Origin of the sequence: Pseudomonas sp. PI1 (assembly GCF_000812405.1) — a bacterium.
Taxonomy (GTDB): Bacteria; Pseudomonadota; Gammaproteobacteria; order Pseudomonadales; family Pseudomonadaceae; genus Pseudomonas; species Pseudomonas citronellolis.
This window is the reverse complement of sequence record NZ_JWMC01000041.1, coordinates 56209-82943: the sequence shown is the minus strand read 5'-3', so window position 1 is coordinate 82943 and position 26735 is coordinate 56209. Positions and strand designations below refer to the sequence as shown.

Genomic DNA, 26735 nt, shown 5'->3' with positions numbered 1-26735 from the left:
AGGCGCCGCCCAAACCAGACTCATGCCATGCCCACCCCCTACCGCACCGAACTGCAGGCCATCCTGCGCCTGGCCGGGCCGCTGATCGCCGCCCAGCTGGCCTATGTCGCCATGGTCTTCACCGACACCCTGATGATGGGCAAGCTCGGCCCCGACGCCCTGGCCGCCGGGGGCCTGGGCGCCTCCACCTACGCCTTCGTCTCCACCGTGTGCAGCGGCGTGGTGGCGGCCACCGGCAACCTGGTGGCGATCCGCCATGGCGCGCGCGACAGCGCCGGTGCGGCCGCCGCCACCCAGGCGGGGCTGTGGGTCGGCCTGGGCCTGGCGCTGCTCGCCGGCGCCCTGCTGTGGCACCTGGAAGCGCTGCTGCTGGCGCTCGGCCAGGCGCCGGAGACGGTGCACGGCACCATGAGTTTTCTGCACAGCATTCTCTTCGCCCTGCCCGGCTACCTGGCCTTCATGGTGCTGCGCGGTTTCACCAGCGCCATCGAGCGCCCCGGCCCGGTGATGGCCATCAGCGCGCTCGGCGCGCTGGCCAACCTGGGCCTGAACTATGCCTTCCTCGACGGCTGGTTCGGCCTGCCGCGCCTGAGCCTGGCCGGCATCGGCCTGGTCACCGCCATCGTCATGAACCTGCTGCCGCTGATCCTCGCGCTGTACCTGCGCTGGCACCCGGCCTACGCCGGCTACCCACTGCTGCGCGGCCTGGGCCGGCCACAGCGCCGGGAGATCGCCGAGACGCTGCGCCTAGGCCTGCCGATCGGCGGTACCTATGCGGTGGAGTCGGGCATGTTCACCGTGGCCACCCTGTGCATGGGGGCGATCGGCGCCACCGCGCTGGCCGCGCACCAGATCGCCATCCAGTCGGTGTACCTGGCCTTCATGGTGCCGGTGGGGATTTCCTACGCGGTGACCTTCCGCATCGGCCAGCACTACGGCGCCGGGCGCCTGCTCGAGGCGCGCCGCGCCGGGCGGGTGGGCATCGGCTTCGGCGCGCTGTGCATGTTCGCCTTCGCCCTGCTGTTCTGGCTGGCGCCGCGCCAGGTCATCGGCCTGTTCCTCGATCTCGAGCAACCGGCCAACCAGGCGGTGGTGCAACTGGCCGTGAGCCTGCTGGCGATCGCCGCCTGGTTCGAGCTGTTCGACGGCCTGCAGAGCATCGCCATGGGCGCCATCCGCGGCCTCAAGGATGCCCGCACCACCTTCCTGGTGGGCCTGGCCGGCTACTGGCTGGCGGGCGTGCCGCTGGCCTGGCTGCTGGCCTTCCCCTTCGGCTGGGGCCCGCACGGCGTCTGGTGGGGATTGGCGGCGGGGCTGGCGTGCACCGCGCTGGGCCTGTGCCTGGCCTTCGAGGCGCGCACCGCGCGGCTGCTGCAGCCGATGGCGGAACCGGGCTTCAGTTGCCGACCGGGTCCTGCTGCCTGAGCGCGCGTCCGGCGCCGAACACCAGGAAGCGCGCCAGCTCGGGCAACGGCAGCGGGCGGCTGATCCAGTAGCCCTGCACCTGGTCGCAGCCGAACTGGCGCAGCAGCTGGCGCTGGTCGGCGCTTTCCACGCCCTCGGCGACCACCTCCAGGTTGAGGTTGTGCGCCAGGTTGATCATGGCCCGCACCAGTTGGCGGTTCTCCGCGCGCTCGGACATGCCGCCGACGAAGCTCTTGTCGATCTTCAGCAGGGTGATCGGCAGGCTGTTGAGGTGGACGAAGGAGGAGAAGCCGGTGCCGAAGTCGTCCAGGGAGAAGCGCACGCCCAGTTGCCCCAGCGTCTGCATGGTCTGCAGGACCTGCTCGCTGCGGCGCATCACGGCGGTTTCGGTGAGTTCGAACTCCAGCCAGCGCGCATCCACGCCGCGCTCGGCGATCAGCCGTTGCAGCGTGGGCAGCAGCTGGCTGTCCTGGAACTGGCGGAACGACAGGTTGATGGCCATGTGCAGCGGCGGCAGGCCGCGCCCGAGCAGCCACTGCATGTCGCGCAGGGCGCGGGCGATCACCCAGTAGCCCAGCGGCACGATCAGCCCGCTCTCCTCGGCCAGGGGCACGAAGTCCCCCGGGGTGAGCAGCCCGCGGCTGGGGTGGCGCCAGCGCACCAAGGCCTCGAGGCCAACGATGGTGTCGCTCTCCAGGTCCAGGCGCGGCTGGTAGTGCAGTTCCAGTTCGTCGCGGCGCAGGGCCCGGCGCAGCTCGCTCTCCAGTTCGGCCAGGCTGCGCGCGCCGCGGTTGATGCGCTCGTCGAAGAGGTGGAAGGTGCAGCCCTGGCGCATCTTGGCCTGCTGCATGGCGATGTGCGCGTGCCACATCAGGGCGTCGGCGCTGTCGCCGGAACGGGCATGGGCCAGGCCAAGGCTGCAGCCCAGCAGCAGGCTCTCGCCTTCCACCCAGTAGGGCTCGCCCAGCACTTCGACGATGCGCTCGGCCAGGCGCTCGGCGCGCCGTGGGTCGCGGCGGGTGTCCAGCAGCAGGGCGAACTCGTCGCTGCCCAGGCGCGCCAGGCGGTCGCCGTGCTCCAGGTGCGAGCGCAGACGCGCCACCACCTGCAGGATCAGGCGGTCGCCGGCCTGGTGGCCGAGGGCGTCGTTGACGTGGCGGAAGTTGTCCAGGTCGAGGTGGCCGAGGGCCAGGCCGCGGCCCTGGAACTCGTCCAGCTGCGCGGCCAGCAAGGTCTGGAAGCCCTGGCGGTTGGCGATGCCGGTCAGCGGGTCCTGCTCGGCCAGGCGCTGCAAAGTGGCCTCCAGGCCGCTGCGCTCGCGGGCGTAGCGCAGGGAACGGCGCAGCACCTCGCTGCTCAGTTGCGGCGTCAGCCAGTCGGCCACGCCGGCGGGCGTCTGCGCGGGCTCGCGCTCCAGCAGCAGGATGATCGGCAGCCGGCAGTTGTCCCGCGAGGGCAGCTTGCCGGGGGTGGCCAGCACCAGGCCGACCTCGTCCTCGTCGAACAGGCTGCGGGCGGACTCCCAGGAAGGCGCGGTGATCAGCGAATAAGCGTTGCCCAGCGCGGCGAGATGCTCGCGCAGCAGCTGGGCCCACTGCGGCGTTTCAGCCAGCAGGAGCAGGCGCGTGGACTCGACCGACGCAGCCAAGCGACCCCCATGAAAAGAAAAGGAATGCCCCGGGCGCCATCCCATGCCCCGGCCATCCGGATTGGCGTTCCAGCGCCCGGACGAGGCCGTCTGTCGGCGCAGAACCAAGAAACTCTTCAGAGTTTTCTTCAACTAATGCAGCCACAAGCCTAATACAAGTATGAATTTATCCAAAACGACGAAGCGCGACGGCGTCACAGATCGCCGTTTTTCCGCAGCCCCGGGCGGGGCTGGTAGAATGGCCGCCCGCTTCGCCATCGATACCCTTCCCGAACCATGTCCCGACTCAACCCCCGGCAGCAAGAGGCCGTGAACTACGTCGGCGGCCCCCTGCTGGTGCTGGCCGGCGCCGGCTCCGGCAAGACCAGCGTGATCACCCGCAAGATCGCCTACCTGGTGCAGCAGTGCGGCATCCGCGCCCAGTACATCGTCGCCGTCACCTTCACCAACAAGGCCGCGCGCGAGATGAAGGAGCGCGTCAGCACCCTGCTGCGCCCCGGCGAAGGCAAGGGCCTGACCGTCTCCACCTTCCACAACCTGGGCCTGAACATCATCCGCAAGGAATACGCCGCCCTGGGCTACAAGCCCGGCTTCTCGATCTTCGACGAGAGCGACGTGAAGGCGCTGATGACGGACATCATGCAGAAGGAGTATTCCGGCGACGACGGCCTGGACGAGATCAAGAACCTGATCGGCGGCTGGAAGAACGACCTGATCCTGCCCGAGGAGGCCCTGGCCAAGGCGCGCAACCCCAAGGAACAGACCGCCGCCATGGTCTACCTGCACTACCAGCGCACCCTGCGCGCGTACAACGCGGTGGACTTCGACGACCTGATCCTGCAGCCGGTGAAGCTGTTCCAGGACAACCCGGACATCCTCGAGAAGTGGCGCAACCGCGTGCGCTACATGCTGGTGGACGAGTACCAGGACACCAACGCCAGCCAGTACCTGCTGGTGAAGCTGCTGGTGCAGCAGCGCGCGCACTTCACCGTGGTGGGCGACGACGACCAGTCGATCTACGCCTGGCGCGGCGCGCGCCCGGAAAACCTGATGCAGCTCAAGGACGACTTCCCCTCGCTGAAGGTGGTGATGCTGGAGCAGAACTACCGCTCCACCAGCCGCATCCTCAAGTGCGCCAACATCCTTATCGCCAACAACCCCCACGTGTTCGAGAAGCAGCTGTGGAGCGAGATGGGCGAAGGCGACCCGATCCGGGTGATCCGCTGCCGCAACGAGGAGGCCGAGGCCGAGCGGGTGGCCATGGAAATCCTCACCATCCACCTGAAGACCCAGCGGCCCTACAGCGAATTCGCCATCCTCTACCGCGGCAACTACCAGGCCAAGCTGATCGAGCTGAAGCTGCAGCACCACCAGATTCCCTATCGCCTGTCCGGCGGCACCAGCTTCTTCGCCCGCCAGGAAGTGAAGGACCTGATGTCCTACTTCCGCCTGCTGGTGAACCCGGACGACGACAACGCCTTCCTGCGGGTGATCAACGTGCCGCGCCGGGAGATCGGCTCGGCGACCCTGGAGAAGCTCGGCAACTACGCCACCGAGCGCGGCTGCTCGATGTTCGCCGCCAGCGGCGAGCTGGGCCTGGCCGAGCACCTGGACGCACGCTTCGTCGAGCGCCTGCAGCGCTTCAAGCGCTTCATCGACAAGGTCCGCGAGCAGTGCGCGGGCGCCGACCCGATCGGCGCGCTGCGCAGCATGGTGATGGACATCGACTACGAGAACTGGCTGCGGCAGAACGCCTCCAGCGACAAGGTCGCCGACTTCCGCATGGGCAACGTCTGGTTCCTCATCGAGGCGCTGAAGAACACCCTGGAGCGCGACGAGGACGGCGACATGACCATCGAGCAGGCCATCGCCAAGCTGGTGCTGCGCGACATGCTCGAACGCCAGCAGGAGGAAGAGGAAGGCGCCGACGGCGTGCAGATGATGACCCTGCATGCCTCCAAGGGCCTGGAATTCCCCTATGTGTTCATTCTCGGCGTGGAGGAGGAAATCCTCCCCCACCGCTCCAGCATCGAGGCCGACAGCATCGAGGAAGAGCGGCGCCTGGCCTACGTCGGCATCACCCGGGCGAAGAAGAACCTGGCCATGACCTTCGCCGCCAAGCGCAAGCAGTACGGCGAGATCATCGACTGCTCGCCGAGCCGCTTCCTCGACGAGTTGCCGCCGGAAGACCTGGTCTGGGAAGGCCAGGAAGACGCCCCGGTGGAGGTCAAGGCGGCCAAGGGCAACGCGGCCCTGGCGGACATCCGCGCGCTGCTCAAGCGCTGAGCCTGCGCGCCGACGCGCTCTTCGTAGGATGGGTTGAGCTTGCGAAACCCATGCGGTCGTGGCGATGGGTATCGCTTCGCTCAACCCATCCTACGATGCTGGCACGGACGGGAAATACGCCACCAACCTGTAGGAGCGGGCCCTGCCCGCGATTCGCGCGCAGGGCGCGCTCCTACAATGGAATGCCACGGCGACGGCCAGCGGAAGCTGTCCACCCGATCAGCTTCTTCTTTTGTCGGAAGGTCGCGCAGGCCGGCGCTTACGAGGTAGAATTGCGCGCTTCATCAGCGGCCCCAGCTCCGCCAGGAAGCCCTCAATTGAACACCCTCAAAGACAAAATCCGCAGCGAAGGCGTCGTCCTCTCCGACCAGGTCCTCAAGGTAGACGCCTTCCTCAACCACCAGATCGACCCGCTGCTGATGAAGCAGATCGGCCACGAGTTCGCCGAACGCTTCAAGGGCCAGGGCATCACCAAGATCGTCACCATCGAGGCCTCGGGCATCGCCCCGGCGGTCATGGCCGGCCTGGAGCTGGGCATCCCGGTGATCTTCGCCCGCAAGTTCCAGTCGCTGACGCTGAAGAACGACCTGCTGATCTCCAAGGTGTTCTCCTTCACCAAGCAGACCGAGAGCACCATCGCCATCTCCGCGCGGCACCTGACCGCCGCCGACCACGTGCTGGTGATCGACGACTTCCTCGCCAACGGCCACGCCGCCAAGGCGCTGATCGACCTGATCCAGCAGGCCGGGGCGAGCATCGCCGGCCTGGGCATCGTCATCGAGAAGTCCTTCCAGGACGGCCGCAAGCTGCTGGAAAGCGAAGGCTACCGCGTCGAATCCCTGGCCCGGGTGAAGTCCCTGGCCGGCGGCGAGGTCGAGTTCCTCGACTGATCCGGCTGCGCTGTGAAAAAGGCGGGCGCCCGGCAAGGGTTCCCGCCTTTTTCATGCCCTTCGTTCGCGCCTACATAAAGCCGTCCCGGGTGGCGTGCAGGCCGGCCAGGATCAAACGCTGGTAGAGCTCTTCGCGCAAGCCGTCCGGCTGCTCCAGGCCCATGCGCTGCAGGTGCGCCGGGAAGGCCTCCGGTTCCGGCGCGTCCAGGGTGGCCTTGCCCAGTTCGAGGATCTCGCTGAGCCGGAGCTTGCTTTTCAGCCAGGTCAGCGCCCGCAGCAGGTCGCGCTCTTCCGGGGTGAAATCGCAACCCAGCGGGTATTCCGGCAAGGCCTCGCGGTGTTGTGCGCACAGCGTCTGCAGGCGTTCGGGAAGGTTGTCGCGGTGGCGCCGGTCCAGCTCGAAATCCGCCGGCAGCTTGCCCGCCGCCTTGGCCTCGGCGATGAGGCCGTCCTGGAAGCGTGAGTCGGCGATGGCCAGCAGCGCTTCGATCACCTCGGCATCGTTCTTCCCGCGCAGGTCGGCGATGCCGTACTCGGTCACCACCATGTCGCGCAGGTGCCGCGGGATGGTGGTGTGGCCGTAGTTCCAGACGATGTTCGAGCTGACCTCGCCGCCGCTCTCGCGCCAGCTGCGCAGCAGCAGGATGGAGCGCCCGCCGTGCAGCTCGTGGGCCTGGGCGACGAAGTTGTACTGGCCGCCGACGCCGCTGACTACGCGACCGTCCTCCAGTTGGTCGGCCACCCCGGCGCCGAGCAGGGTGACGGTGAAGGCGCTGTTGATGAAGCGCGCGTCGCGGCGCTGCAGGCGCTTGAGTTCCTCGTCGCGGTAGAGGTTGTTGACGAAGCCGATGCCGGTCATGGCGATGCCGGCCAGGCGCTCGGCCGGCAGTTCGCGCAGGCGCTGGTAGAAGGCCTGCGGGCCGAGGAAGAAGCCAGCGTGCAACCAGACGCCGTCGGCGTCCGCGCGGTGCTGCTGCGCCAGTGGATAAACCTGCCGCTTGAGCACGCCGGCCTCGGCCAAGTCCAGCAAGCCCGGCACGAACATCTCGCTGCAACCGTAGAGGCCCTGAGTGAAGGCGCCCAAGCCGCCTTCGCGGTCGATCAACCCCGCGTGGCGCTCGGCGATCTCCAGTTCGGCGAGCAGCGCGCGGTACGCGGTATTGTCACGCTGGCGCAGCAGCAGCGCCGAGGTCACCGCATCGCCCATGGCGCCGATGCCGACCTGCAGGGTGCCGCCGTCGCGCACCAAAGCGCTGGCGTGCAGGCCGATGCAGTGGTCCTGCCAGCCCACCGGCATGTAGGGCGTGGAGAACAACGTGCTGGTGTCCGCCGGCTGCTCCACCAGCAGGTCGAAGATATCTTCGTCGACCTCGGCGTCGCCCGGCATGTACGGCAGGTCGCGGTGCACCACGCCGATGCAGAGGATGCGCTCACCGGCCGCGCGGCGGCGGCGCAGCATGGGCAGCAGGTCGAGGGTGATGTCCGGATTGCACGCCAGGCTCAGCCTGCCGGGCCGCGCCGGGTCACGGGCGACCAGCTGGGCCACAGCGTTGATGCCCTTGGCGTCGAGGTCGCGGGCGACGTGGCTGTAGTTGCAGCTGATGTAGTTCTGCTGCGCCGGCGCGCTGTCCAGCAGGCTGCCCGGCTGCAGGTAGAACTCCTCGACGCGCACGTTCGGCGGCAGGCTGCCCTGGCGCAGGTCGCGCAGGTAGTCGAGCTCCGGGTAGTCGCCGTACAGACGTTCGACGAAGGGTTCGAGAAAGCGCCGCTGCAGCTCGCTGCCGGCCTGGGGCCGGCCCAGCGACAGCGCCGTGTAGAGCGTCAACTGGCGCGCCGGCTGCTTGCCCAGGCGCCGGTAGAGAAGGTTGACCAGGTGATTGGGCTTGCCCAGGCCCAACGGCAGGCCCAGGCGAATCGGGCCATCGAGCCCGGCCAGCAGGTGATCGACGGCTTCGTCGAGGGTGCAGCGGTGCGCCAAGGTGCGATCCTCCGTGGTTGCCTGTCCAAGTTTGGACCGGAAACCGGCGGGGAGGCTCCGGCGTCTTTTCATTCAAGTGGCGCGGTGGTTCAGCGGAGGGGGCCGTTCGTGCAACCGGGACGTCCGGCGTGGCCGGTAAATCCAATCGCGGACAAAGTCCGCTCCTACGCCCGCGCTTCCTGTAACCGTAGGAGCAACTGTCTGCGTCGAGGTGTTTTTCGTAGGATGGGTTGAGCTTGCGAAACCCATGCGGTTGCGCTGATGGGTATCGCTTCGCTCAACGCCATCCTACGAAAAGCCGTGCTTCCTGGAACCGTAGGAGTAACTGTCTTGCGCCGAGGTGCTCTTCGTAGGATGGGTTGAGCTTGCGAAACCCATGCGGTTGCGCTGATGGGTATCGCTTCGCTCAACGCCATCCTACGAAAAGCCGCGCTTCCTGGCACCGTAGGAGCAACTGTCTTGCGCCGAGGTGCTCTTCGTAGGATGGGTTGAGCTTGCGAAACCCATGCGGTTGCGCTGATGGGTATCGCTGCGCTCAACGCCATCCTACGAAAAACCGTGCTTCCTGGAACCGTAGCGGGCCCTGCCCGCGATTCGCGCGCAGGGCGCGCTCCTACAGGGGAATGGCGTGGGTGGGGTGGCGTAGGAGCGAGCTTGCTCGCGAATGAGCCCCGCAGCGGAGTCTGTTCGCGAGCATGAGGGGTGGGGATCGACGCGCGGAGCCAAGGCCCCACTCTGCAAGCCAAGCCCCAGCCCCACCCCCTATGAAAAATGCCGTTTCCCCAACCAGAGAAACGGCATTCTTTCTTGAGCGGACAGCATCGGCCCGTAATCGGCTTTTCCTGCCAGCCCGTGGCTCAGAGGCCGGACATGTGCTTGATGGCTGCCTTCAGCTCGTCGTCCGAGCAATCGGCGCAGGTGCCTTTCGGCGGCATGGCGTTGATGCCGGAAATGGCCTTGGCCAGCAGGCCATCGAGGCCGCCCTGCTCCTTGGCGCGCTTGCCCCACTCGCCCTTGTCGCCGACCTTGGGCGCCCCCAGCAGGCCGGTGCCGTGGCAGGTGGTGCAGACCTTGCCGACGATCTCTTCGCCCGAACGCGGCGCACCGCCACCTCCGGCGGAAGCGACAGCGCCGACGCCTTCGCACTCCTTGCCCTGGACGCAGACCTTGCCCACCGGTTCCAGGCGCTTGGCGATGTCGTCATTGGTCGTGGCTTGGGCGCCAGCGGCCATCAGGGCCAATACGGCGGCCTGGGCCACCAGGATTTTCTTTATCAGGTTCACCCTTTTACCCTCATCGTGGCTTGTACGCCCGGGCACGGTTTCCATCGCAGTCTAGGTAGCGCGGGCGGCCGCAAGTATAACGGAAGAGCGCGCGTCTGAAACAATTGCAGGGCCCGCGAGGGCCTTGCGTCATACGGTCGCAGGCGGCTCAGCCGCCTCTAAAAATTTGCCGGAGTGGTCGCGCTTATGAGCCTCGCCGGCGCATCGAAGGGGTTGCGGAAGCGATGCGGGCGGGTGCTGTCGAAATAGTAGCTGTCGCCGCTTTCGAGGACGTACACCTCGTCGCCGACGGTCAGCTCCAGGCGGCCTTCGACCAGCACGCCGGTCTCCTCGCCTTCATGGGAGTACATGTCGTCGCCGGTGTCGGCGCCTGGCGGGTAGGTCTCGTCGAGCAGCGTGATGGCGCGGCTGGGGTAGGCCTTGCCGATCAGCTTCATGATGATGTCGCCGTCGGACAGGTCGCTGAGTTCGTCTGCCTTGTAGACCACCTGGGTGTTGCTGTCCTGCTCGATGTCCAGGGAGAAGAACTCCACCAGGGACATGGGGATGCCGCCCAGCACCTTCTTCAGGGAGCTGATCGACGGACTCACGCTGTTCTTCTCGATCATCGAGATGGTGCTGTTGGTGACGCCCGCGCGCTTGGCGAGTTCACGCTGGGACAGCCCTTTGAGTTTACGGATGGCTTGCAGGCGAGCGCCAACGTCCAAGGGTGGGGTCCTCCTTATCTTATTTCTTGTTCTGCCAGGCTCTAACGGGCGGAACCCGCCTGCGCCTTGCGGCGAGCGGGTTCCGAAGTGCCCGTATCATGGCAACACCGTTCAGTATTTACAACAGATCGGCCTCGGATACTGCGCAAACTTTACGCAGTTCGTCGCTCAGTCGCCGCTGTAGACCCGCGGTACGCGCTTGAGGTTGCAGAACAATTGATAGGGGATGCTGCCGCACAGGCTGGCGAGCTGGCTGGCCGGGACGTTCGGCCCCCACAGCTCGACGCGGCTGCCCAGGCCGGCGCCGGGCAGGTCGGTGAGGTCGACGGTGAGCATGTCCATGGACACCCGGCCGATGATGCGGCTGGCCTGGCCGTCGATGAACACCGGAGTGCCGTCCGGCGCATGGCGCGGGTAGCCGTCGGCGTAACCCATGGCGACCACGCCGACACGCACCGGGCGCTCGGCGACGTAGCGCGCGCCGTAGCCCACCGGCTCGCCGGCCGGCAGTTCGCGCACGCCGATGATCTTCGATTCCAGGGTCATCACCGGGCGCAACTGGTCGGCCAGCGGCTGGGCCTGCTCGAAGGGAGTGGCGCCGTAGAGCATGATGCCCGGGCGCACCCAGTCGCTGGGCACGCTCGGCCAGCCGAGGATGCCGGGGGAGTTGCGCAGGCTGACCTCATAGGGTTGGCCCAGGCCGGCGCGCACGGCCTCGAAGGCGGCGACCTGCTCTTCGGTGCGCGCGCAGTCCAGCTCGTCGGCGCGGGCGAAGTGGCTCATCAGCACCACCTTGGCCACGTGCGGCAGGGCCTGCAGGCGCGCCAGGGCGGCGGCGTAGTCCTGCGGGAAGAAGCCGACGCGGTGCATGCCCGAGTCCATCTTCAGCCACAGCGTCAGCGGCTTGGCCGGGCGGGCGCGCTCGATGGCCTCCAGTTGCCAGGCCGAGTGCACCACGCACCAGAAGTCATGGCGCTCGATCAGCTCCAGTTCGCTGGCCTCGAAGAAGCCCTCCAGCAGCAGGATGGGCGCGCGGATGCCGGCTTCGCGCAGCTCCAGGGCCTCTTCGATGCAGGCCACGGCGAAGCCGTCGGCCTCCGCCTCCAGGGCCTTGGCGCAGCGCACCGCGCCGTGGCCGTAGGCATCGGCCTTGACCACCGCCAGCGCACGCGCGCCGCTGACTTCGCGGGCCAGGCGGTAGTTGTGGCGCAGGGCCTGGAGGTCGATCAGGGCACGGGCTGGACGCATGGCGGGAACTCTCTGTTATTCGGGTACGGCGCAGCCACGGGCGAACCCGCGCCGACGAAGGCCGTGAAGCAAAAAAAGGCCTGGCAATCCGACCAGGCCCCACGCAAAGGGTTTACGGCAGGGCCGCGACCACCGACATCTCCACCAGGATCTCCGGCTCGCAGAGCTTGGCCTCCACGGTGGCCCGGGCCGGGGCGGTGCCTTGTGGCAGCCACTGGTCCCAGACCGCGTTCATGCCGGCGAAGTGCGCGTCGATGTCCTTCAGGTAGATGGTCACCGAGAGGATGCGCGTCTTGTCGGTGCCGGCCTCTTCGAGCAGGCGCTCGATGCTGGCCAGGACCTCGCGGGTCTGCTGTTCGACGCCGGCGGCCATGTCGTCGCCCACCTGGCCCGCCAGGTAGACGGTGCCGTTGTGGACGACGATCTGGCTCATGCGGCCATTAGTGTGCAGGCGCTGGATGGCCATTCTGAGCCTCCGAGGCGTTGCTGTAGCGGGAAATGTCCAGGCCGTCGGTGCTGATCTGCGGGCGCTTCTTCGCCATCAGGTCGGCCAGGTAGCGGCCCGAGCCGCAGGCCATGGTCCAGCCCAGGGTGCCGTGGCCGGTGTTCAGGTACAGGTTGCGGTAGCGGGTGCCGCCGACGATCGGGGTGCCGTCCGGGGTGGCCGGGCGCAGGCCGGTCCAGAAGGTCGCCTGGCTGACGTCGCCGCCCTCGGGGTAGAGGTCGGTGGTGATCATTTCCAGGGTTTCGCGGCGGCGCGGGTTCAGCGACAGGTCGAAGCCGGCGATCTCGGCCATGCCGCCGACGCGGATGCGCTGGTCGAAGCGGGTGATGGCGACCTTGTAGGTCTCATCGAGGATGGTCGAGGTCGGCGCCATGTCCGGGTTGGTGATCGGCACGGTCAGCGAGTAGCCCTTCAGCGGGTAGACCGGGGCGTTGATGCCCAGCGGCTTGAGCATCTGCGGCGAGTAGCTGCCCAGGGCCAGCACGTAGTGGTCGGCGGTGACCAGTTGGCCGTCGATCCACACGCCGTTGATGCGGTCGCCGGCGAAGTCCAGGCGCTGGATGTTCTGGTTGAAGCGGAACTCCACGCCCAGGCCCTGGGCCAGTTCGGCCAGCTTGGTGGTGAACATCTGGCAGTCGCCGGTCTGGTCGTTGGGCAGGCGCAGGGCGCCGACCAGCTTGTCGGCCACCTTGGCCAGGGCCGGTTCGACGCGGGCGATGCCGGCGCGGTCGAGGACTTCATAGGGCACGCCGGAGCTTTCCAGCACGGCGATGTCCTTGGCGGCGGAGTCGAGCTGGGCCTGGGTGCGGAACAGCTGGGTGGTGCCCAGGGTGCGGCCTTCGTAGGCGATGCCGGTCTCGGCGCGCAGTTCGTCGAGGCAGTCGCGGCTGTACTCGGACAGGCGCACCATGCGCTCCTTGTTCACCGCGTAGCTGGCGGCGTTGCAGTTGCGCAGCATCTGCCACATCCAGGCGTACTGGCTGGGGTCGCCGGTGAGCTTGATGGCCAGCGGCGCGTGCTTCTCCAGCAGCCACTTCATGGCCTTCAGCGGGATGCCCGGGGCGGCCCAGGGCGAGGCGTAGCCGGGGGAAACCTGGCCGGCGTTGGCGAAGCTGGTTTCCAGGGCCGGGCCGGGCTGGCGGTCGACCACCACCACTTCGAAGCCGGAACGGGCCAGATAGTAAGCACTGGCGGTGCCGATCACACCGCTGCCGAGAACCAGAACGCGCATCGCTGCCTCCCACGTCGCGTGGGGCACGCGACGTTTCTTATTTTGAACGTCAGTTGCGCGCAGTATAGGAATTCGACTGCAGAAATAATCACTATTTAACAAGCGGTAATTGAAGAAAATTCTTGGTGAAAACGCCTTTCACGGAGGCGTATCCACCAGACAACCAGCAAAAACACCTGAAAAACCCATAGCCATGCAAGTATGTCGGATCGCGGTTTTCAGCAACTAATTCGGCGCGCTTTGGCGAACGCGGGATTTACTCCCGCCAGGGCCAGTGCCGACAGGAATAAGCGCTGCCGCGACGGCAGGTCGCAGGCGCCGCCCGACAAGCGGCGGCGCCAGGGAAATCCCCTTACTTGCGTACCCACTTGCCATTGAGCTGGATGTATTGCCCGGACGGGGTGCGGTCCATGGCCTTCTTACCGGCCAGGGCTTCCACGTCGCCGAGCTTGGCGCCGCTCTGGCCGGCCACCTTCTGGTACTCGGCGCGGCGCGCGGCGTTGATCTGGGCGGCGATGTCCGCCGCCTGGCCGCTGTTGCTGACCACCCCGAGGTAGCCGTCGGGCTGCTCGCCGACCAGGCCCTGGGCCTTGGCCCCGCCCAGGGCCGACATGGCCTGCTCCAGGCTCATGGCCAGGGCCGGCAGGCTGACGCAAAGGGCCAGCAGGGCGACGCCGAGTTTGCTGCGCAGTGTCATCTAGAGCTCCTCAGAACAGACCACTGTTCTCGTTGATGATGCCATCCAGGGCCTTGTCGACCTTGATGTAGATCTCGTGCTCGATCTTCACGTTGAGGTTGATGTTGATCGGCTCCTTGGGCGCCGCCAGCTGTACCGTTGGCGTACAGCCCTGGCTGAGCCCGAGCAGGGCCAGGACGGCGATGAGTGCGCATGGGCGCATGCGGTGTTCTCCTTGCGATCAGGGCGCGGCAGGTGGCTGGTTGCGCAGGCGTTCCTGCACGCGCTTGCGGATGGTGTCGCTGACCCGGTCGCTCAGCTGCAGGCTGGTCAGCAGGTCCGGGATGTTCTCCTCCAGGTTGACGTTGAGGTTCACCGGCCGCCCCTGCTCCAGCGCCGGGTTGCGGCCGCTGATGGCCAGGGCCAGGAGCAGGCGGCCGCCCTCAGCATAATCCACGCGGCTGGCCAGGCGCTCGTAGCGGAAGTCGTCGAGCATGGTCGCCACCAGTTGCATGGCCGGGTTGCTCTGGCCGAGGGCGCGGATCTTCTCCGAGCGGAACTGCAGGGTGCCCGGCAGCCGCGCGGCGACCTGGCCGCCCTGGATGCGCAGCCCGCCCGGGCCGAGCAGCAGCGGCAGCTCGCCGTCGAGAATGCCGTTGCCGGCCAGGCCCTCGGCGGGATAGGCCTTGAGGATTTCCTCCAGCAGCACGCCTTGCAGATGCAGGCTCTGTGCGGGGTTTTCGCGGGCCAGTTGCAGCGTGCCGCCGTCCAGCCAGGCGCGGCCGCCGAACAGCTTCAACTCGGCCTGGCGCCAGTCCAGGCGGCCGGCCAGCGGCTGGTCCAGGCTGGCGCTGTAGCCACCCTGGAACTGCAGGGGCCCGAGCAGCACGCCGGGGTTGAGCTGTTCCACGCGCAGGCCGGGCAACTGCAGCGTCAGTTGCGAGCCGCGCAGTTGCAGCTTCGCCTCGCCGTCCAGGCCGTGGATCTCGCTGCGGTCGTAGACGCCTTCCAGGCCCCGGCCGTTCAGCGTCAGGTCCAGCTGCTGGGCGCCCTGCCCCGGTGGCAGGCGCCACTGCGCGCGGGCCTGCAGGCGGCCGTTGTTCAGGCTGAGCAGCGCCGGCCAGTCGGCCAGGCTGGCCGCCAGCGGATTGCCGCTGCGCAGGAAGAATTCCGGCAGCTGCGCCGTCAGTTCCAGGCTGCCGTCGGCCTGGTGGCGCAACTCGACGTCGGCGGCCAGGCCGCCGCTATTCTGCAGCCGGCCCTTGAGCTGTTGCTGCGCCAGACCGGCGCCGAGCTGGCCCTGGTAGCTCCAGGCGAGCGGCTTGAGGTGCGCCTGGCGCAGCTCGCCAACCGACAGTTGCACGGCGCCGTCGAAGCCCAGGCTGAAGGGCTGGCCGGCGGCGTAGCCCAGCGCCAGGCTGGCCTTGTCCGCCGTCGCGCCGAGCTTGGCGGCCTTCAGCCCCTGGGACCCGGCCAGGCTGCCCAGGCTCAGCTTGGCGCCCTTGCCCAGACGCAGGCTGGCCGCGGCCTGGCCAATCTCGCCATCCAGCGGCAGGTCGAGCGCCGCCTTGCCCAGGCGCAGGCCGGGCAGTTGCAGGTCCGCTACCTGGGCCTGCAGGCGGGCCTGACTCAGGGCCAGCGACAAGGCTTCACCCTCCACCAGCGCCAGCACGCCTTGCAGGCGCAGGTCGCTGGCGCCCTTGCTGCGCAGGTCCAGGCGTACCGCGCCGGGAGCGCTGTCGTCCGGTTGCAGGCCCAGGCGCAGGTTGGCCGGGCGCAGGCCCACCGGTAGCGCCTGCAGCCAGTCGCCGTAGAGGTCGGCCAGGTAGAGGTCGCCGTCCAGCACCCGCGGCCGCCACTGCCCCGGCGCAGTCGCGGCCGCCTGCAGTTGCAGGTCGCCCTGCAAGGTGCCCAGGCCCGGCAGCGGCCAGGGCTGCGGCAGTTGCATGGCCAGTTCCAGTTCGCCCAGGCTGTCGCGCAGTGCGGGCCAGTCCGGCCAGGGGCCGTCGCCGCCGAGAGTGCTGTCCCAGCTCAGGCGCAGGCGCCCGGCCTCGGGTAGGGAGACAGGCAGGGTCGGCGTCGGCAACCAGGGCGCCAGCCAGGCGCGCACGGCGTCCAGCGGTGGCACTCCAGGGCTGGCCAGGCTGCCGCGCCAGTGGCGCTCGGCTGGCGCCCAGCTGGCGTCGAGGTCGGCCAGGCGTTCGCCATCCAGATCGGCCTTCAATGCCAGCCGCCAGGCGTCCTGTTCCGGGTGCAGGGTGCCGTCGAGGGCCAGGCGCTGAGCGCCCTGCTGCAGTTCGGCGGCCAGGGACGCGGCATTGCCGGGCAGCTGCTGCCAGTGCAGGCTGCCGACCAGGGTGCAGCGCTGCTGCCCGGCGCAGGGCAGCTCGAACTCGGCGCGCTGCAGGACGGCCCGCTGCGGCAGCAGGCCGAGCCACAGGCCCACCTGGTCGGGCGTCGGCCATTCCCCCGCCTCTTCCGTCGTCGCGGCGGCGGGCCAGGAACCCACGCGCAAGCGCTGTAGCTCCAGGCCACCCAGGCGCCAGCGCCCGTCGATACGCCGCGGCCAGCCCAGGCGCAGCTGATCGGCCTGAATTTCCAGGTGCGAAGCGGACTTTTCCCGCGTTACGGCCAGCCGTTGCAGTGTCAGACCGTCCAATGAAATGCCCGGCCCCTGCCAGTCCAGGCCGGTGATGCCCTGCTCCGCGAGCAGCCGCTGCCAGGCCTGCCCCGCCCAGACGGCGAACAGCGCGATGAGCAGCGCCAGCAACAGCAGGATTCGGGTACGGGTCGAGCGCATGCCAGGCTCCGGCGGCGAAGTGGAAGGCCCGCGCATCCGGCGCGGACCTGGGAACAGGCTGGCGGCGTGCCCGCAGAAGATCAAGGGGCAGTGATATCCACTGGCTTAACGTCTATATTTGGCGACAATCACCAACCATAAGCACCGCCCCCGAGCAGCCTCCATGAGAACCCAGCACCAAAGCCGCCGCGAACTGGACAAGATCGACCGCAACATCCTGCGCATCCTCCAGGAAGAAGGGCGCATTTCCTTCACCGAGCTGGGCGAGCGCGTCGGCCTCTCCACCACGCCCTGCACCGAGCGGGTGCGCCGCCTGGAGCGCGAAGGCATCATCATGGGCTACAACGCCCGGCTGAACCCGCAGTACCTCAAGGCCAGCCTGCTGGTGTTCGTCGAGATCAGCCTGGACTACAAGTCCGGCGACACCTTCGAGGACTTCCGCCGCGCCGTGCTCAAGCTGCCCCACGTGCTGGAGTGCCACCTGGTGTCCGGCCACTTCGACTACCTGGTGAAGGCGCGCATCTCGGAAATGGCCTCCTACCGCAAGCTGCTGGGCGACATCCTGCTGAAGCTGCCCCACGTGCGCGAGTCGAAGAGCTACATCGTGATGGAAGAGGTCAAGGAGAGCCTGACCCTGCCGATTCCCGACTGATCGCAACAGCTTGTCGAGTTTTTACGGCTTCCCCCCTTGGCGTGGCGGGAAGCCGGCGTTTATCCTGCGTAAAATTTTAACAACACAATAATCAGGATATCGCACATGAACGCCCGCGTTCGCCTCCCGGTGCACACCGACCAGCACGCCCCTTCCTACTACGCCGCGACCCTCAACCGTCGCATCCAGTGCCCTCCCCTGGCCGGCGAGGAAGTGGCCGACGTGTGCATCATCGGCGGCGGCTTCTCCGGGCTGAACACCGCGATAGAACTGGCCGAACGCGGCCTCTCGGTGGTCCTGCTGGAGGCCCGCAAGATCGGCTGGGGCGCCAGCGGGCGCAACGGCGGCCAGCTGATCCGCGGCGTCGGCCATGGCGTCGAGCAGTTCGAGCCGGTGATCGGCAAGGACGGCGTGCGCCAGCTCAAGCTGATGGGCCTTGAGGCGGTGCAGATCGTGCGCCAGCGCGTGGAGAAGTACGGCATCGACTGCGACCTGACCTGGGGCTACTGCGACCTGGCCAACAAGGCCTCGGACGTCGAGGGCTTCCGCAAGGACTACGAGGAGCTCAAGAGCCTGGGCTACACCCACGAGCTGCGCCTGGTCCCGCAGGAGGAAATGCGCAGCATCGTCGGCGCCGACTGCTACGTCGGCGGCATGGTGGACATGGGCTCCGGTCACCTGCACCCGCTCAACCTGGCCCTGGGCGAGGCGGCCGCCGCGCAGTCCCTGGGCGTGCGCCTGTTCGAGGACTCGCGGGTCACCCACATCGACTACGGCGCCGAAGTGCGGGTGCGCACCGCCAAGGGCAGCGTGCGCGCCAAGACCCTGGTGATCGGCTGCAACGCCTACCAGAACGGCCTGAACAACTACCTCGACGGCAAGGTGCTGCCGGCCGGCAGCTACGTCATCGCCACCGAGCCGCTGCCGGCGGACCTCGCCCACGAGCTGCTGCCGCAGAACATGGCGGTATGCGACCAGCGCGTGGCCCTGGACTACTACCGCCTCTCCGCCGACAACCGCCTGCTGTTCGGCGGCGCCTGCCACTACTCCGGGCGCGACCCGGCGGACATCGCCGCCTACATGCGGCCGAAGATGCTCAAGGTGTTCCCGCACCTGGCCGACGTGCGCATCGACTACCAGTGGGGCGGCATGATCGGCATCGGCGCCAACCGCCTGCCGCAGATCGGCCGCCTGCCCGGCCAGCCCAACGTGTACTTCGCCCAGGCCTACTCCGGCCACGGGGTGAACGCCACCCACCTGGCCGGCAAGCTGCTCGCCGAGGCCATCGCCGGGCAGCAGGGCAGCGGTTTCGAGCTGTTCGCCAAGGTCCCGCACATCACCTTCCCCGGCGGCAAGCTGCTGCGCTCGCCGCTGCTGGCGCTGGGCATGGCCTGGTATCGCTTCAAGGAGGCGCTGAGCGGCTAGAATCTCCGCAGTCCCGCCAACCGGGGCGGCCTGGAGACTCCCGCTTGCTACCACGCTTCCTGTGGCTGGCGCTGCTGCTGCTCGGCGGCTGCGCCAGCGTTCCCCTGCCCACGCCCTCGCACGCCCTGTCGCCGGGCGGCACGGCCCTCGGCGACGCCGTGCAGCAACGCGCGGCGGCGCACCCCGGCGCCTCCGGCTTCCGCCTGCTGGCCTCCAGCAGCGACGCCTTCCTCGCCCGCGCCGAGCTGATCCGCGCCGCCCAGCGCAGCCTGGACATCCAGTACTACATAGTCCACGACGGCCTCACCACCCGCGCGCTCATCCACGAGCTGCTCAAGGCCGCCGACCGCGGCGTGCGCGTGCGCGTGCTGATCGACGACACCAGCAGCGACGGCTGGGATTACGAGATCGGCGTGCTGGCCGCCCACCCGAACATCCAGGTGCGCCTGTTCAACCCGCTGCACCTGGGTCGCAGCACCGGCATCACGCGCAATCTCGGGCGCCTGTTCAACCTCGCCGAGCAGCACCGGCGCATGCACAACAAGCTGTGGCTGGCCGACAACAGCGTGGCCATCGTCGGCGGGCGCAACCTGGGCGACGAGTACTTCGGCGCCAAGGCGGAAATGAACTTCAGCGACCTCGACCTGCTCGGCGTCGGCCCGGTGGCCAAGGAGCTGGGGCAGAGCTTCGACCAGTACTGGAACAGCGCCATCAGCCGCCCCATCGAGGACTACCTGTGGGGCAAGCCCGAGCGCGCCGACCTCGAACGCGCCCGGCGCAGCCTGGACCACTACCTGGAGAAGAGCCGGGTGCGCCATTCCGCCTACCTGCAGCGCCTGCACCTGCGCGGCGCCTCGTCGAACCTGGACAGTTGGCTCGACGACCTGGTCTGGGCCCCGGGCCGCGCCATCTGGGACGACCCGCTGAAGGTCCTGGACCGCGGCCAGAGCCGCCCGCAGCAACAGCTGAGCACCCAGCTCGAACCGCTGTTCCGCCAGGTGTCGAAGGAGCTGATCCTGGTCTCGGCCTACTTCGTGCCCACCGACAGCGGCGTCACTTACCTCACCGGCCGCGCCGACGACGGCGTCAGCGTGCGCCTGCTGACCAACTCCCTGGAAGCCACCGACGTGCCCGCCGTGCATGCCGGCTACGCGCCCTACCGCATGGCCCTGCTGGAGCACGGCGTGCAGCTCCACGAACTGCGCGCCCAGCCGGACCAGCGCCTGGCCGGCGCGCCCTGGACGGTGCGCGGCTCCAGCAGCGCCAGCCTGCACAGCAAAGCCATCGTCTTCGACCGGCGCCAGGTGTTCATCGGCTCCTTCAACTTCGACCCGCGCTCGATCATCTGGAACACCGAGGTCGGCATCATCGTCGACAGCCCGGAACTGGCGGAGCAGACGCGCAAGCTGGCGCTGGCCGGGATGTCGCCCAGCGTCAGCTACCAGGTACGCATCGACCACAGCGGCAGCCGCCCGCGGCTGACCTGGGTGGACGAGCGCGACGGCCATCCGCACGTGCTGCACCACGAGCCGGGCAGCCTGTGGCGCCGCTTCAACGCCTGGATCGCCGGCGCCATCGGGCTGGAGAGGATGTTATAGGCGTTATCCGCGATCACCGTGCGTGGGCTCGGCCCATCGCGGACGGAGTCCCGCTACGTGGCAGGAGTCGCCCCGTAGGATGGCGTTGAGCGCAGCGATACCCATCACCGCGGCCGCATGGGTATCGCAAGCTCAACCCATCCTACGAAGAGCAGCGGGCCTCAACGCCCGCTCGCTTCCGGCAGCTCATCGCCCTCCAGTTCCATCGGCGGCAAGCCCTTGCGCCATACCAGCACGACGAAACCGAAGGCGCCCAGGGCCATCATCAGCGGCAGCGCATGGCCACTCACCCACTGGCTGACCGCGCCGGTGGTCAGCGGCCCGATCAGGCAGCCGATGCCCCACAGTTGGGCGATGTGCGCGTTGGCGCGGACCAGCGCATCGTCGCGGTAGCGCTCGCCGATGAGGATCAGCGACAGGGTGAACAGCCCACCGGCGCTCGCGCCGAACAGTACCAGCACCGGCCAGATCGCCGGCCCGTGCAGCAGCGGGGGGATGCCCAGGCTGCTCAGCAGCAGGACGATGCCGCAGCCCTTGAACAGCGTCTGCCGCGACACCCGGTCGGCCAGCCAGCCGATGGGCAGCTGCAACAGCGCGTCGCCCACCACCACTACCGTGACCATGGTCAGCGCCACCGCCTGGGTGAAGCCCTGGCGCACGCCGTAGACCGGCAGCAGGGTGAGGATCATCGCCTCGAAGCCGGCGAACAGCACCACCGCCCAGGCGATGGCCGGCAGCTTGGCGCAGAAGGCGAACAGGCCGCGCCCCGAGGCGCTGTGCGGGTCCACCCTGGGCGCGCCGCCGCGACCGACGAGCAGCAGCGAACCGCACACCAGCAGGCCGACGCCCAGCCAGAAGCCGCGGTCGTCGGCGGTGCCGATGAAGGTCAGCAGCACCGGGCCGGACAGCTGGCTCAGCGCATAGCCGGTGCCGTACAGGGCCACCAGGCGGCCGCGCCATTTCTCCACGGCCAGCTGGTTGATCCAGCTTTCGCCGAGGATGAACACCACGGTCAGTTGCACGCCGATCAGCAGGCGCAGCACCAGCCACACCGGGTAGTTCTGCAGCAGCGCCAGCAGGCCGACGGAAAAGGCCCCGCTGAGCAGGCACCAGCGCATCAACCGCGGCGTGCCCAGGCGGGCGGCCAGGCGCCCGGAAATGAGCGCGCCGAGCAGTACGCCGACGGCTGGCGTGGCGGCCATCACGCCGATGGCGAAGCTGCCGTAGCCCCAGCTTTCCAGGCGCAAGGACACCAGCGGCATGGTCAGGCCGAGGGCCAGGCCGATGCTGATGACCGACAGGCAGACAGCGAAATAGGCACCCCAACGCATTGTCGTTCTCCCGTTCCATCCGGAGCGCACTCCGGGCCAGAGGCCGAGCCCGGCGCGCAATGCAAAGCGGCCGGGCTCCCCAAGGGAAACCCGGCCGCGGGTATGGCTCTTTGTCAGAGCCGGCCCCGGCGAGGGGGCCGACCTTGTAAGCCTTTGACTCTGGACTTCGCCACGGAGGGCGCGAGCTAGAGCCAGGCAAAGCGTGATCGGATTCGGACGCGCAGTTTACTCCGGTAAATGAGCAGGCCGAATCCGATCACAACGCAGCATGGCCGACGCGCAGCCCCTCCGAACGTTATTACAGCTTGATCCAGGTAGCCTTCAGCTCGGTGTACTTGTCGAAGGCGTGCAGCGACTTGTCGCGGCCGTTGCCCGACTGCTTGAAGCCACCGAAGGGCGCGGTCATGTCGCCGCCGTCGTACTGGTTGATCCACACGCTGCCGGCGCGCAGGGCCCTGCCGATCAGGTGGGCCTTGGACAGGTTGCTGGTCCAGACCGCGGCGGCCAGGCCGTATGGGGTGTCGTTGGCGATGCGCACGGCTTCCTCGGCGTCCTCGAACTCGATCACCGACAGCACCGGCCCGAAGATTTCCTCGCGGGCGATGCGCATGGCGTTGGTCACGCCATCGAAGATGGTCGGCTCGACGTAGGTGCCGCCGGTCTCTTCCAGGGTGCGCTTGCCGCCGGCCACCAGCTTGGCGCCGTCGTCGTGGCCGGCCTGGATGTAGCTCAGCACGTTGTTCATCTGGGTGGTGTCGACCAGCGCGCCGACGTTGGTTTCCGGGTCCAGCGGGTTGCCCGGCTTCCAGGCCTTCAGCGCTTCGACCACCAGCGGCAGGAACTCGGCCTTGATGGATTTCTCCACCAGCAGGCGGGAACCGGCGGTGCACACTTCGCCCTGGTTGAAGGCGATGGCGCTGGCGGCGGATTCGGCGGCGGCCTTCAGGTCAGGCGCGTCGGCGAAGACGATGTTCGGGCTCTTGCCGCCGGCTTCCAGCCATACGCGCTTCATGTTCGACTCGCCGGCGTAGACCATCAGCTGCTTGGCGATCTTGGTCGAACCGGTGAACACCAGGGTGTCGACGTCCATGTGCAGGGCCAGGGCCTTGCCCACGGTGTGGCCGAAGCCCGGCAGGATGTTCAGCACGCCTTTCGGGATGCCGGCCTCGACGGCCAGCTGGGCGACGCGGATGGCGGTCAGCGGCGACTTCTCGGACGGCTTGAGGATCACCGAGTTGCCGGTGGCCAGGGCCGGGCCGAGCTTCCAGCAGGACATCAGCAGAGGGAAGTTCCACGGCACGATGGCGGCGACCACGCCCACGGCTTCGCGGGTGACCAGGCCCAGTTGATCATGCGGGGTGGCGGCGACTTCGTCGTAGACCTTGTCGATGGCTTCGGCATTCCAGCGGATGCTGTTGGCGGCGCTGGCGACGTCGATGTTCAGCGCGTCGCTGATCGGCTTGCCCATGTCCAGGGTTTCCAGCAGGGCCAGTTCTTCGGCGTGCTGCATCATCAGCTCGGCGAAGCGGATCATGACCTTCTTGCGCTTGGCCGGCGCCTGGCGCGACCACACGCCGGACTCGAAGGCGGCACGGGCAACCTGCACGGCGCGCTCGGCGTCGGCGGCGTCGCAGCTGGCGACCTTGGCCAGGAAGCGGCCATCCACCGGGCTGATGCAGTCGAAGGTGGCGCCGTCGGCGGCATCGACGTACTGGCCGTCGACGAAGGCGCGGCCTTCGATCTTCAGGTTCTGGGCGCGAGCTTCCCAGTCGGCGCGAGTGAGGGTACTCATGACAACTTGTCCTCTTATTGAATTACTTATCGAAGTCCCGGCGCCCCGGGGATGGGCGCGCTGTCAGAAATTCTGCAAGGCGGCGCGAGGGCCACGCTGTCCGCCACCCTAAACCGGGATGGGCGAATTTTCAATATTTTTGACACTTTGGCACCAAAACGCCTTGTCACGTTCGTTTTATTAAACATAGACTCCATCGATTCCGCCTCCGTCCGGGCCCGCCCGCAGTGGCGGAGCACTCGTACAACCCACAATAAAACGAGAGTCAGCATGAACATCGAGCAGATCGTCGACTTCGCCCAGGCCGGCACCGCCGCCGAGCACTACCGCCCGGCGCCGGAGAAGGTCCTCAAGGGCGATCCCGAGCAAAGCGTGCGCAACCACTACGCCAGCCCCTGCGGCCAGTTCAACGTCGGCATCTGGGAAGGCGCGGTCGGCCACTGGACCATCAACTACACCGAGCACGAATACTGCGAGATCCTCCAGGGCGTGTCGGTGATCCGCGACGCCGACGGCGGCGCCAAGACCGTGCGCACCGGCGACCGCTTCGTCATCCCGGCCGGCTTCAAGGGCACCTGGGAGGTGCTGGAGCCTTGCCGCAAGGTCTATGTGATCTTCGAACAGAAGGCTTGATAGCTGTTTGACGAAAAAACGCCGCTTTTCCGGTGAGGGGAAGCGGCGTTTTTGTTTCTGCGTGGCGCCCGTGTTTTGCCGGGGATTGTCCGGCGGACCCAATCGCGGACGGCGAGCGGGCTTCGTCCGCGATGGGATTCGCCGGCCACGCCGGACGCCCCGGTGGCACGAACGGCCCCACCAGCCCCGCCGCGCAGACATGAAAAAACCCGCCAATTGGCGGGTTTCTTCGCAAGGGCCGGGATCAATTACTTGATCTTGGCTTCCTTGTAGATCACGTGCTTGCGAACGACCGGATCGAACTTCTTGATCTCGATCTTCTCAGGCTTGGTGCGCTTGTTCTTGTCGGTGGTGTAGAAGTGGCCGGTACCGGCGCTGGACACCAGACGGATCAGTTCACGCATGATTGCAGCTCCTTAGAATTTTTCGCCGCGGGCGCGCAGGTCGTTCAGGACGGCCTCGATGCCACGCTTGTCGATGATACGCATGCCCTTGGCGGAAACGCGCAGGCGTACGAAGCGCTTCTCGGACTCAACCCAGAAACGGTGGTGCTGCAGGTTCGGCAGGAAACGGCGGCGGGTTTTGTTGTGTGCGTGGGAAATGTTGTTCCCGGTAACCGGACCCTTACCGGTCACTTGGCAAACTCTCGACATGGCTCAGCCCTCTATAAACCACATGCCAAACCCGGCATGGGTTGGCTGCTTGAACTCGTTGATACTTGGTTTCCACCCGGGTCTTACCTGCCCGACCGCCACTCGATTCCGAGTCGACGGGGCAGGGCCCCAGAAAAGAGCGCAGCTTTATATCAGAAAGCCGCTTAGTGTCGCAAGGGAGCAAGCGGCTTATCCACATGCCGGCGCAGCGCGGCCGCGGCCCGGCGCCCTTGCCGTTCGTCGACTTTCACCGTTGTCCCCGGCGGCGGCTTGGTCTAGGGTAGCCGGTTCAAGGCCGACAACGGCCTTGCATGACTGCGCCCAGCCCACGGGACGGGCATTTTCCCACCATTTCCGGAGTCCGTCATGCGTCTGCTTCCACTCGCCCTGCTGCTGGCCCCCGCCCTGGCCGGCGCCAGCACCCTCAGTGTCTGCACCGAGGCCAGCCCCGACGGCTTCGACGTCGTGCAGTTCAATGCCCTGACCACCACCAACGCCTCGGCCGACGTGCTGATGAACCGCCTGGTGGAGTTCGATGCGGCGCAGGGCAAGGTGGTGCCGAGCCTGGCCGAGAGCTGGACGGTCTCCGCCGACGGCCTGACCTACGACTTCAAGCTGCGCGGCGGGGTGAAGTTCCACCACACCGACTACTTCAGCCCCAGCCGCGAGCTGGGCGCCGACGACGTGCTGTTCAGCTTCCGGCGCATGCTCGACCCCGCCAACCCCTGGCACAAGGTGGCGCAGAGCGGCTTCCCCCACGCCCAGTCGCTGCAGCTGCCGGCCCTGATAAAAGCCGTGGAGAAGGTCGACGAGCACCAGGTGCGCTTCACCCTGAGCCACCCCGACGCCACCTTCCTGCCCATGCTCAGCATGGGCTTCGCCTCCATCTATTCAGCCGAGTACGCCGACCAGCTGATGAAGGCCGGCACCCCGGAGAAGCTCAACGCCCAGCCCATCGGCAGCGGCCCCTTCGTCTTCAAGCGCTTCCAGAAGGACGCGCAGATCCGCTACACCGCCAACCCGGACTACTTCGCCGGCAAGCCGGCGGTGGACAACCTGCTGTTCGCCATCACCCCAGACGCCAACGTGCGCCTGCAGCGCCTGAAGCGCGGCGAATGCCAGATCGCCCTGTCGCCCAAGCCGCTGGACGTCGAGGCCGCGGCCAAGGACCCGGCCCTGCGCATTGAGCAGACGCCGGCGTTCATGACCGCCTTCGTCGCCCTGAACAGCCAGCACCCGCCGCTGGACAAGCCCGAGGTGCGCCAGGCGATCAACCTCGCCTTCGACCGCCAGACCTACCTGAAGTCGGTGTTCGAGGGCAGCGCCACTGCCGCCGAGGGTGTCTACCCGCCGAACACCTGGAGCTATGCCAAGGACATCCCCGGCTACCCCCACGACCCCGCCCAGGCCAAGGCACTGCTGGAAAAGGCCGGCCTGAAGGACGGCTTCAAGACCACCATCTGGACGCGCCCCAGCGGCAGCCTGCTCAACCCCAACCCGAGCCTGGGCGCACAGCTGCTGCAGGCCGACCTGGCCAAGGTCGGCATCCAGGCCGGGATCCGCGTGATCGAGTGGGGCGAGCTGATCCGCCGCGCCAAGGCCGGCGAGCACGACCTGTTGTTCATGGGCTGGGCCGGCGACAACGGCGACCCGGACAACTTCCTTACCCCGCAGTTTTCCTGCGCCAGCGTGAAGTCCGGGCTGAACTTCGCGCGCTTCTGCGACCCGAAGCTGGACGGCCTGATCAGCCAGGGCAAGGCGCTGAGCGAGCAGGACAAGCGCAGCGCGCTCTACCACGACGCCCAGCAGCTGATCCACGACCAGGCCCTGTGGCTGCCGCTGGCGCACCCCACGGCCTCGGTGCTGCTGCGCAAGGAGGTCAAGGGCTACGCCGTGAACCCGTTCGGCCGCCAGGATTTCTCCAAGGTCAGCCTCTGAGGCGTCGTTCAACGTGGGGCCGGCGCGATACCGGCC

General features: G+C 67.7%; 21 protein-coding genes and 1 pseudogene. 8 read left to right on the top strand and 14 right to left on the bottom strand.

What is annotated here, in order from left to right; genetic code table 11:
- Positions 1-27 precede the first annotated feature (27 nt).
- A pseudogene (locus RN02_RS14140) lies at positions 28-1496 on the top strand (NorM family multidrug efflux MATE transporter).
- On the opposite strand, the gene RN02_RS14135 reads toward RN02_RS14140, so the two are convergent.
- The gene (locus tag RN02_RS14135; protein ID WP_009614084.1) at positions 1397-3118 is read right to left on the bottom strand and encodes a putative bifunctional diguanylate cyclase/phosphodiesterase; all 1722 of its coding nucleotides are present in this window, start codon (positions 3116-3118) and stop codon (positions 1397-1399) included. The pseudogene RN02_RS14140 and the gene RN02_RS14135 sit on opposite strands and share 100 nt — an antisense overlap.
- 231 nt (positions 3119-3349) lie before the next feature.
- Between RN02_RS14135 and rep the strand changes: the two genes are divergently transcribed.
- Both rep and RN02_RS14125 read left to right on the top strand, forming a co-directional pair.
- Positions 3350-5359 carry a DNA helicase Rep gene (rep, locus tag RN02_RS14130; RefSeq protein ID WP_043315018.1) on the top strand — a complete coding sequence of 670 codons (2010 nt, stop codon included), beginning with the start codon at positions 3350-3352 and terminating at the stop codon, positions 5357-5359.
- A 317-nt stretch (positions 5360-5676) separates the two neighbouring features.
- Positions 5677-6249, top strand: a complete 573-nt coding sequence (locus RN02_RS14125; RefSeq protein ID WP_009614088.1) for a xanthine phosphoribosyltransferase — start codon at positions 5677-5679, stop codon at positions 6247-6249.
- 70 nt (positions 6250-6319) lie between these two features.
- Here the strand turns inward: RN02_RS14125 and RN02_RS14120 are convergent, their stop codons facing one another.
- The 9 genes from RN02_RS14120 to RN02_RS14080 form a co-directional block, all read right to left on the bottom strand.
- The gene (locus RN02_RS14120; protein WP_152623762.1) at positions 6320-8158 is read right to left on the bottom strand and encodes an acetyl-CoA hydrolase/transferase C-terminal domain-containing protein; all 1839 of its coding nucleotides are present in this window, start codon (positions 8156-8158) and stop codon (positions 6320-6322) included.
- 926 nt (positions 8159-9084) lie between these two features.
- Complete coding sequence (locus RN02_RS14115) at positions 9085-9510, bottom strand: c-type cytochrome (protein ID WP_009614092.1); 426 nt, start codon at positions 9508-9510, stop codon at positions 9085-9087.
- 158 nt (positions 9511-9668) lie between these two features.
- On the bottom strand, positions 9669-10217 hold the full coding sequence (locus tag RN02_RS14110) for a cupin domain-containing protein (RefSeq protein WP_009614094.1): 549 nt from the start codon (positions 10215-10217) through the stop codon (positions 9669-9671).
- Positions 10218-10385: 168 nt separating this feature from the next.
- Complete coding sequence (alr, locus tag RN02_RS14105; protein ID WP_043315016.1) at positions 10386-11465, bottom strand: alanine racemase; 1080 nt, start codon at positions 11463-11465, stop codon at positions 10386-10388.
- A 112-nt stretch (positions 11466-11577) separates the two neighbouring features.
- A complete protein-coding gene (locus tag RN02_RS14100) occupies positions 11578-11931 on the bottom strand; it encodes a RidA family protein (protein WP_009614098.1) in 354 nt (117 codons plus the stop codon).
- On the bottom strand, positions 11906-13201 hold the full coding sequence (dadA, locus tag RN02_RS14095; protein ID WP_043268135.1) for a D-amino acid dehydrogenase: 1296 nt from the start codon (positions 13199-13201) through the stop codon (positions 11906-11908). Before dadA ends, RN02_RS14100 begins: the two co-directional genes overlap by 26 nt.
- A 352-nt stretch (positions 13202-13553) precedes the next feature.
- A complete protein-coding gene (locus tag RN02_RS14090; protein WP_009614101.1) occupies positions 13554-13898 on the bottom strand; it encodes a YdbL family protein in 345 nt (114 codons plus the stop codon).
- 10 nt (positions 13899-13908) lie between these two features.
- Complete coding sequence (locus tag RN02_RS14085; RefSeq protein ID WP_009614103.1) at positions 13909-14100, bottom strand: YnbE family lipoprotein; 192 nt, start codon at positions 14098-14100, stop codon at positions 13909-13911.
- A gap of 18 nt (positions 14101-14118) precedes the next feature.
- On the bottom strand, positions 14119-16677 hold the full coding sequence (locus tag RN02_RS14080) for a YdbH domain-containing protein (RefSeq protein WP_043315015.1): 2559 nt from the start codon (positions 16675-16677) through the stop codon (positions 14119-14121).
- A gap of 163 nt (positions 16678-16840) precedes the next feature.
- On the opposite strand from RN02_RS14080, the gene dadR reads away from it, so the two are divergent.
- From dadR to RN02_RS14065, 3 genes are all read left to right on the top strand, one after another.
- A complete protein-coding gene (gene dadR, locus RN02_RS14075; RefSeq protein ID WP_009614106.1) occupies positions 16841-17329 on the top strand; it encodes a transcriptional regulator DadR in 489 nt (162 codons plus the stop codon).
- Positions 17330-17434: 105 nt separating this feature from the next.
- Positions 17435-18754 (top strand): NAD(P)/FAD-dependent oxidoreductase, encoded by a 1320-nt coding sequence (locus RN02_RS14070; RefSeq protein ID WP_043315014.1) that lies wholly within the window; start codon positions 17435-17437, stop codon positions 18752-18754.
- Between the two features lie 44 nt (positions 18755-18798).
- Positions 18799-20352, top strand: a complete 1554-nt coding sequence (locus RN02_RS14065; RefSeq protein ID WP_043315013.1) for a phospholipase D family protein — start codon at positions 18799-18801, stop codon at positions 20350-20352.
- A 161-nt stretch (positions 20353-20513) separates the two neighbouring features.
- Here the strand turns inward: RN02_RS14065 and RN02_RS14060 are convergent, their stop codons facing one another.
- Together RN02_RS14060 and RN02_RS14055 are read right to left on the bottom strand one after the other, a co-directional pair.
- On the bottom strand, positions 20514-21683 hold the full coding sequence (locus tag RN02_RS14060; protein WP_043315012.1) for an MFS transporter: 1170 nt from the start codon (positions 21681-21683) through the stop codon (positions 20514-20516).
- Between the two features lie 298 nt (positions 21684-21981).
- A complete protein-coding gene (locus tag RN02_RS14055) occupies positions 21982-23475 on the bottom strand; it encodes an aldehyde dehydrogenase (protein WP_009614115.1) in 1494 nt (497 codons plus the stop codon).
- A 270-nt stretch (positions 23476-23745) separates the two neighbouring features.
- Here RN02_RS14055 and RN02_RS14050 point away from each other — a divergent pair, with 270 nt between their 5' ends.
- Positions 23746-24108 carry a cupin domain-containing protein gene (locus RN02_RS14050; protein ID WP_009614116.1) on the top strand — a complete coding sequence of 121 codons (363 nt, stop codon included), beginning with the start codon at positions 23746-23748 and terminating at the stop codon, positions 24106-24108.
- Between the two features lie 248 nt (positions 24109-24356).
- Here the strand turns inward: RN02_RS14050 and rpmG are convergent, their stop codons facing one another.
- Together rpmG and rpmB are read right to left on the bottom strand one after the other, a co-directional pair.
- Complete coding sequence (gene rpmG / locus RN02_RS14045; protein ID WP_009614117.1) at positions 24357-24512, bottom strand: 50S ribosomal protein L33; 156 nt, start codon at positions 24510-24512, stop codon at positions 24357-24359.
- A gap of 12 nt (positions 24513-24524) precedes the next feature.
- Positions 24525-24761 carry a 50S ribosomal protein L28 gene (gene rpmB / locus RN02_RS14040; protein WP_009614118.1) on the bottom strand — a complete coding sequence of 79 codons (237 nt, stop codon included), beginning with the start codon at positions 24759-24761 and terminating at the stop codon, positions 24525-24527.
- Positions 24762-25127: 366 nt separating this feature from the next.
- On the opposite strand from rpmB, the gene RN02_RS14035 reads away from it, so the two are divergent.
- Complete coding sequence (locus RN02_RS14035) at positions 25128-26699, top strand: ABC transporter substrate-binding protein (RefSeq protein ID WP_043315011.1); 1572 nt, start codon at positions 25128-25130, stop codon at positions 26697-26699.
- Positions 26700-26735 lie beyond the last annotated feature (36 nt).

Excerpts from the sequence above, each read along its gene's own strand:
- RN02_RS14100 (WP_009614098.1), bottom strand. The coding sequence starts at position 11,931 with ATGGCCATCCAGCGCCTGCACACTAATGGCCGCATGAGCCAGATCGTC.
- RN02_RS14055 (WP_009614115.1), bottom strand. The coding sequence starts at position 23,475 with ATGAGTACCCTCACTCGCGCCGACTGGGAAGCTCGCGCCCAGAACCTG.
- RN02_RS14135 (WP_009614084.1), bottom strand. The coding sequence starts at position 3,118 with ATGGGATGGCGCCCGGGGCATTCCTTTTCTTTTCATGGGGGTCGCTTG.
- RN02_RS14035 (WP_043315011.1), top strand. The coding sequence starts at position 25,128 with ATGCGTCTGCTTCCACTCGCCCTGCTGCTGGCCCCCGCCCTGGCCGGC.
- RN02_RS14080 (WP_043315015.1), bottom strand. The coding sequence starts at position 16,677 with ATGCGCTCGACCCGTACCCGAATCCTGCTGTTGCTGGCGCTGCTCATC.
- RN02_RS14050 (WP_009614116.1), top strand. The coding sequence starts at position 23,746 with ATGAACATCGAGCAGATCGTCGACTTCGCCCAGGCCGGCACCGCCGCC.
- RN02_RS14060 (WP_043315012.1), bottom strand. The coding sequence starts at position 21,683 with ATGCGTTGGGGTGCCTATTTCGCTGTCTGCCTGTCGGTCATCAGCATC.
- rpmB (WP_009614118.1), bottom strand. The coding sequence starts at position 24,761 with ATGTCGAGAGTTTGCCAAGTGACCGGTAAGGGTCCGGTTACCGGGAAC.
- rep (WP_043315018.1), top strand. The coding sequence starts at position 3,350 with ATGTCCCGACTCAACCCCCGGCAGCAAGAGGCCGTGAACTACGTCGGC.
- RN02_RS14090 (WP_009614101.1), bottom strand. The coding sequence starts at position 13,898 with ATGACACTGCGCAGCAAACTCGGCGTCGCCCTGCTGGCCCTTTGCGTC.
- rpmG (WP_009614117.1), bottom strand. The coding sequence starts at position 24,512 with ATGCGTGAACTGATCCGTCTGGTGTCCAGCGCCGGTACCGGCCACTTC.
- alr (WP_043315016.1), bottom strand. The coding sequence starts at position 11,465 with ATGCGTCCAGCCCGTGCCCTGATCGACCTCCAGGCCCTGCGCCACAAC.
- dadA (WP_043268135.1), bottom strand. The coding sequence starts at position 13,201 with ATGCGCGTTCTGGTTCTCGGCAGCGGTGTGATCGGCACCGCCAGTGCT.
- RN02_RS14085 (WP_009614103.1), bottom strand. The coding sequence starts at position 14,100 with ATGCGCCCATGCGCACTCATCGCCGTCCTGGCCCTGCTCGGGCTCAGC.
- dadR (WP_009614106.1), top strand. The coding sequence starts at position 16,841 with ATGAGAACCCAGCACCAAAGCCGCCGCGAACTGGACAAGATCGACCGC.
- RN02_RS14070 (WP_043315014.1), top strand. The coding sequence starts at position 17,435 with ATGAACGCCCGCGTTCGCCTCCCGGTGCACACCGACCAGCACGCCCCT.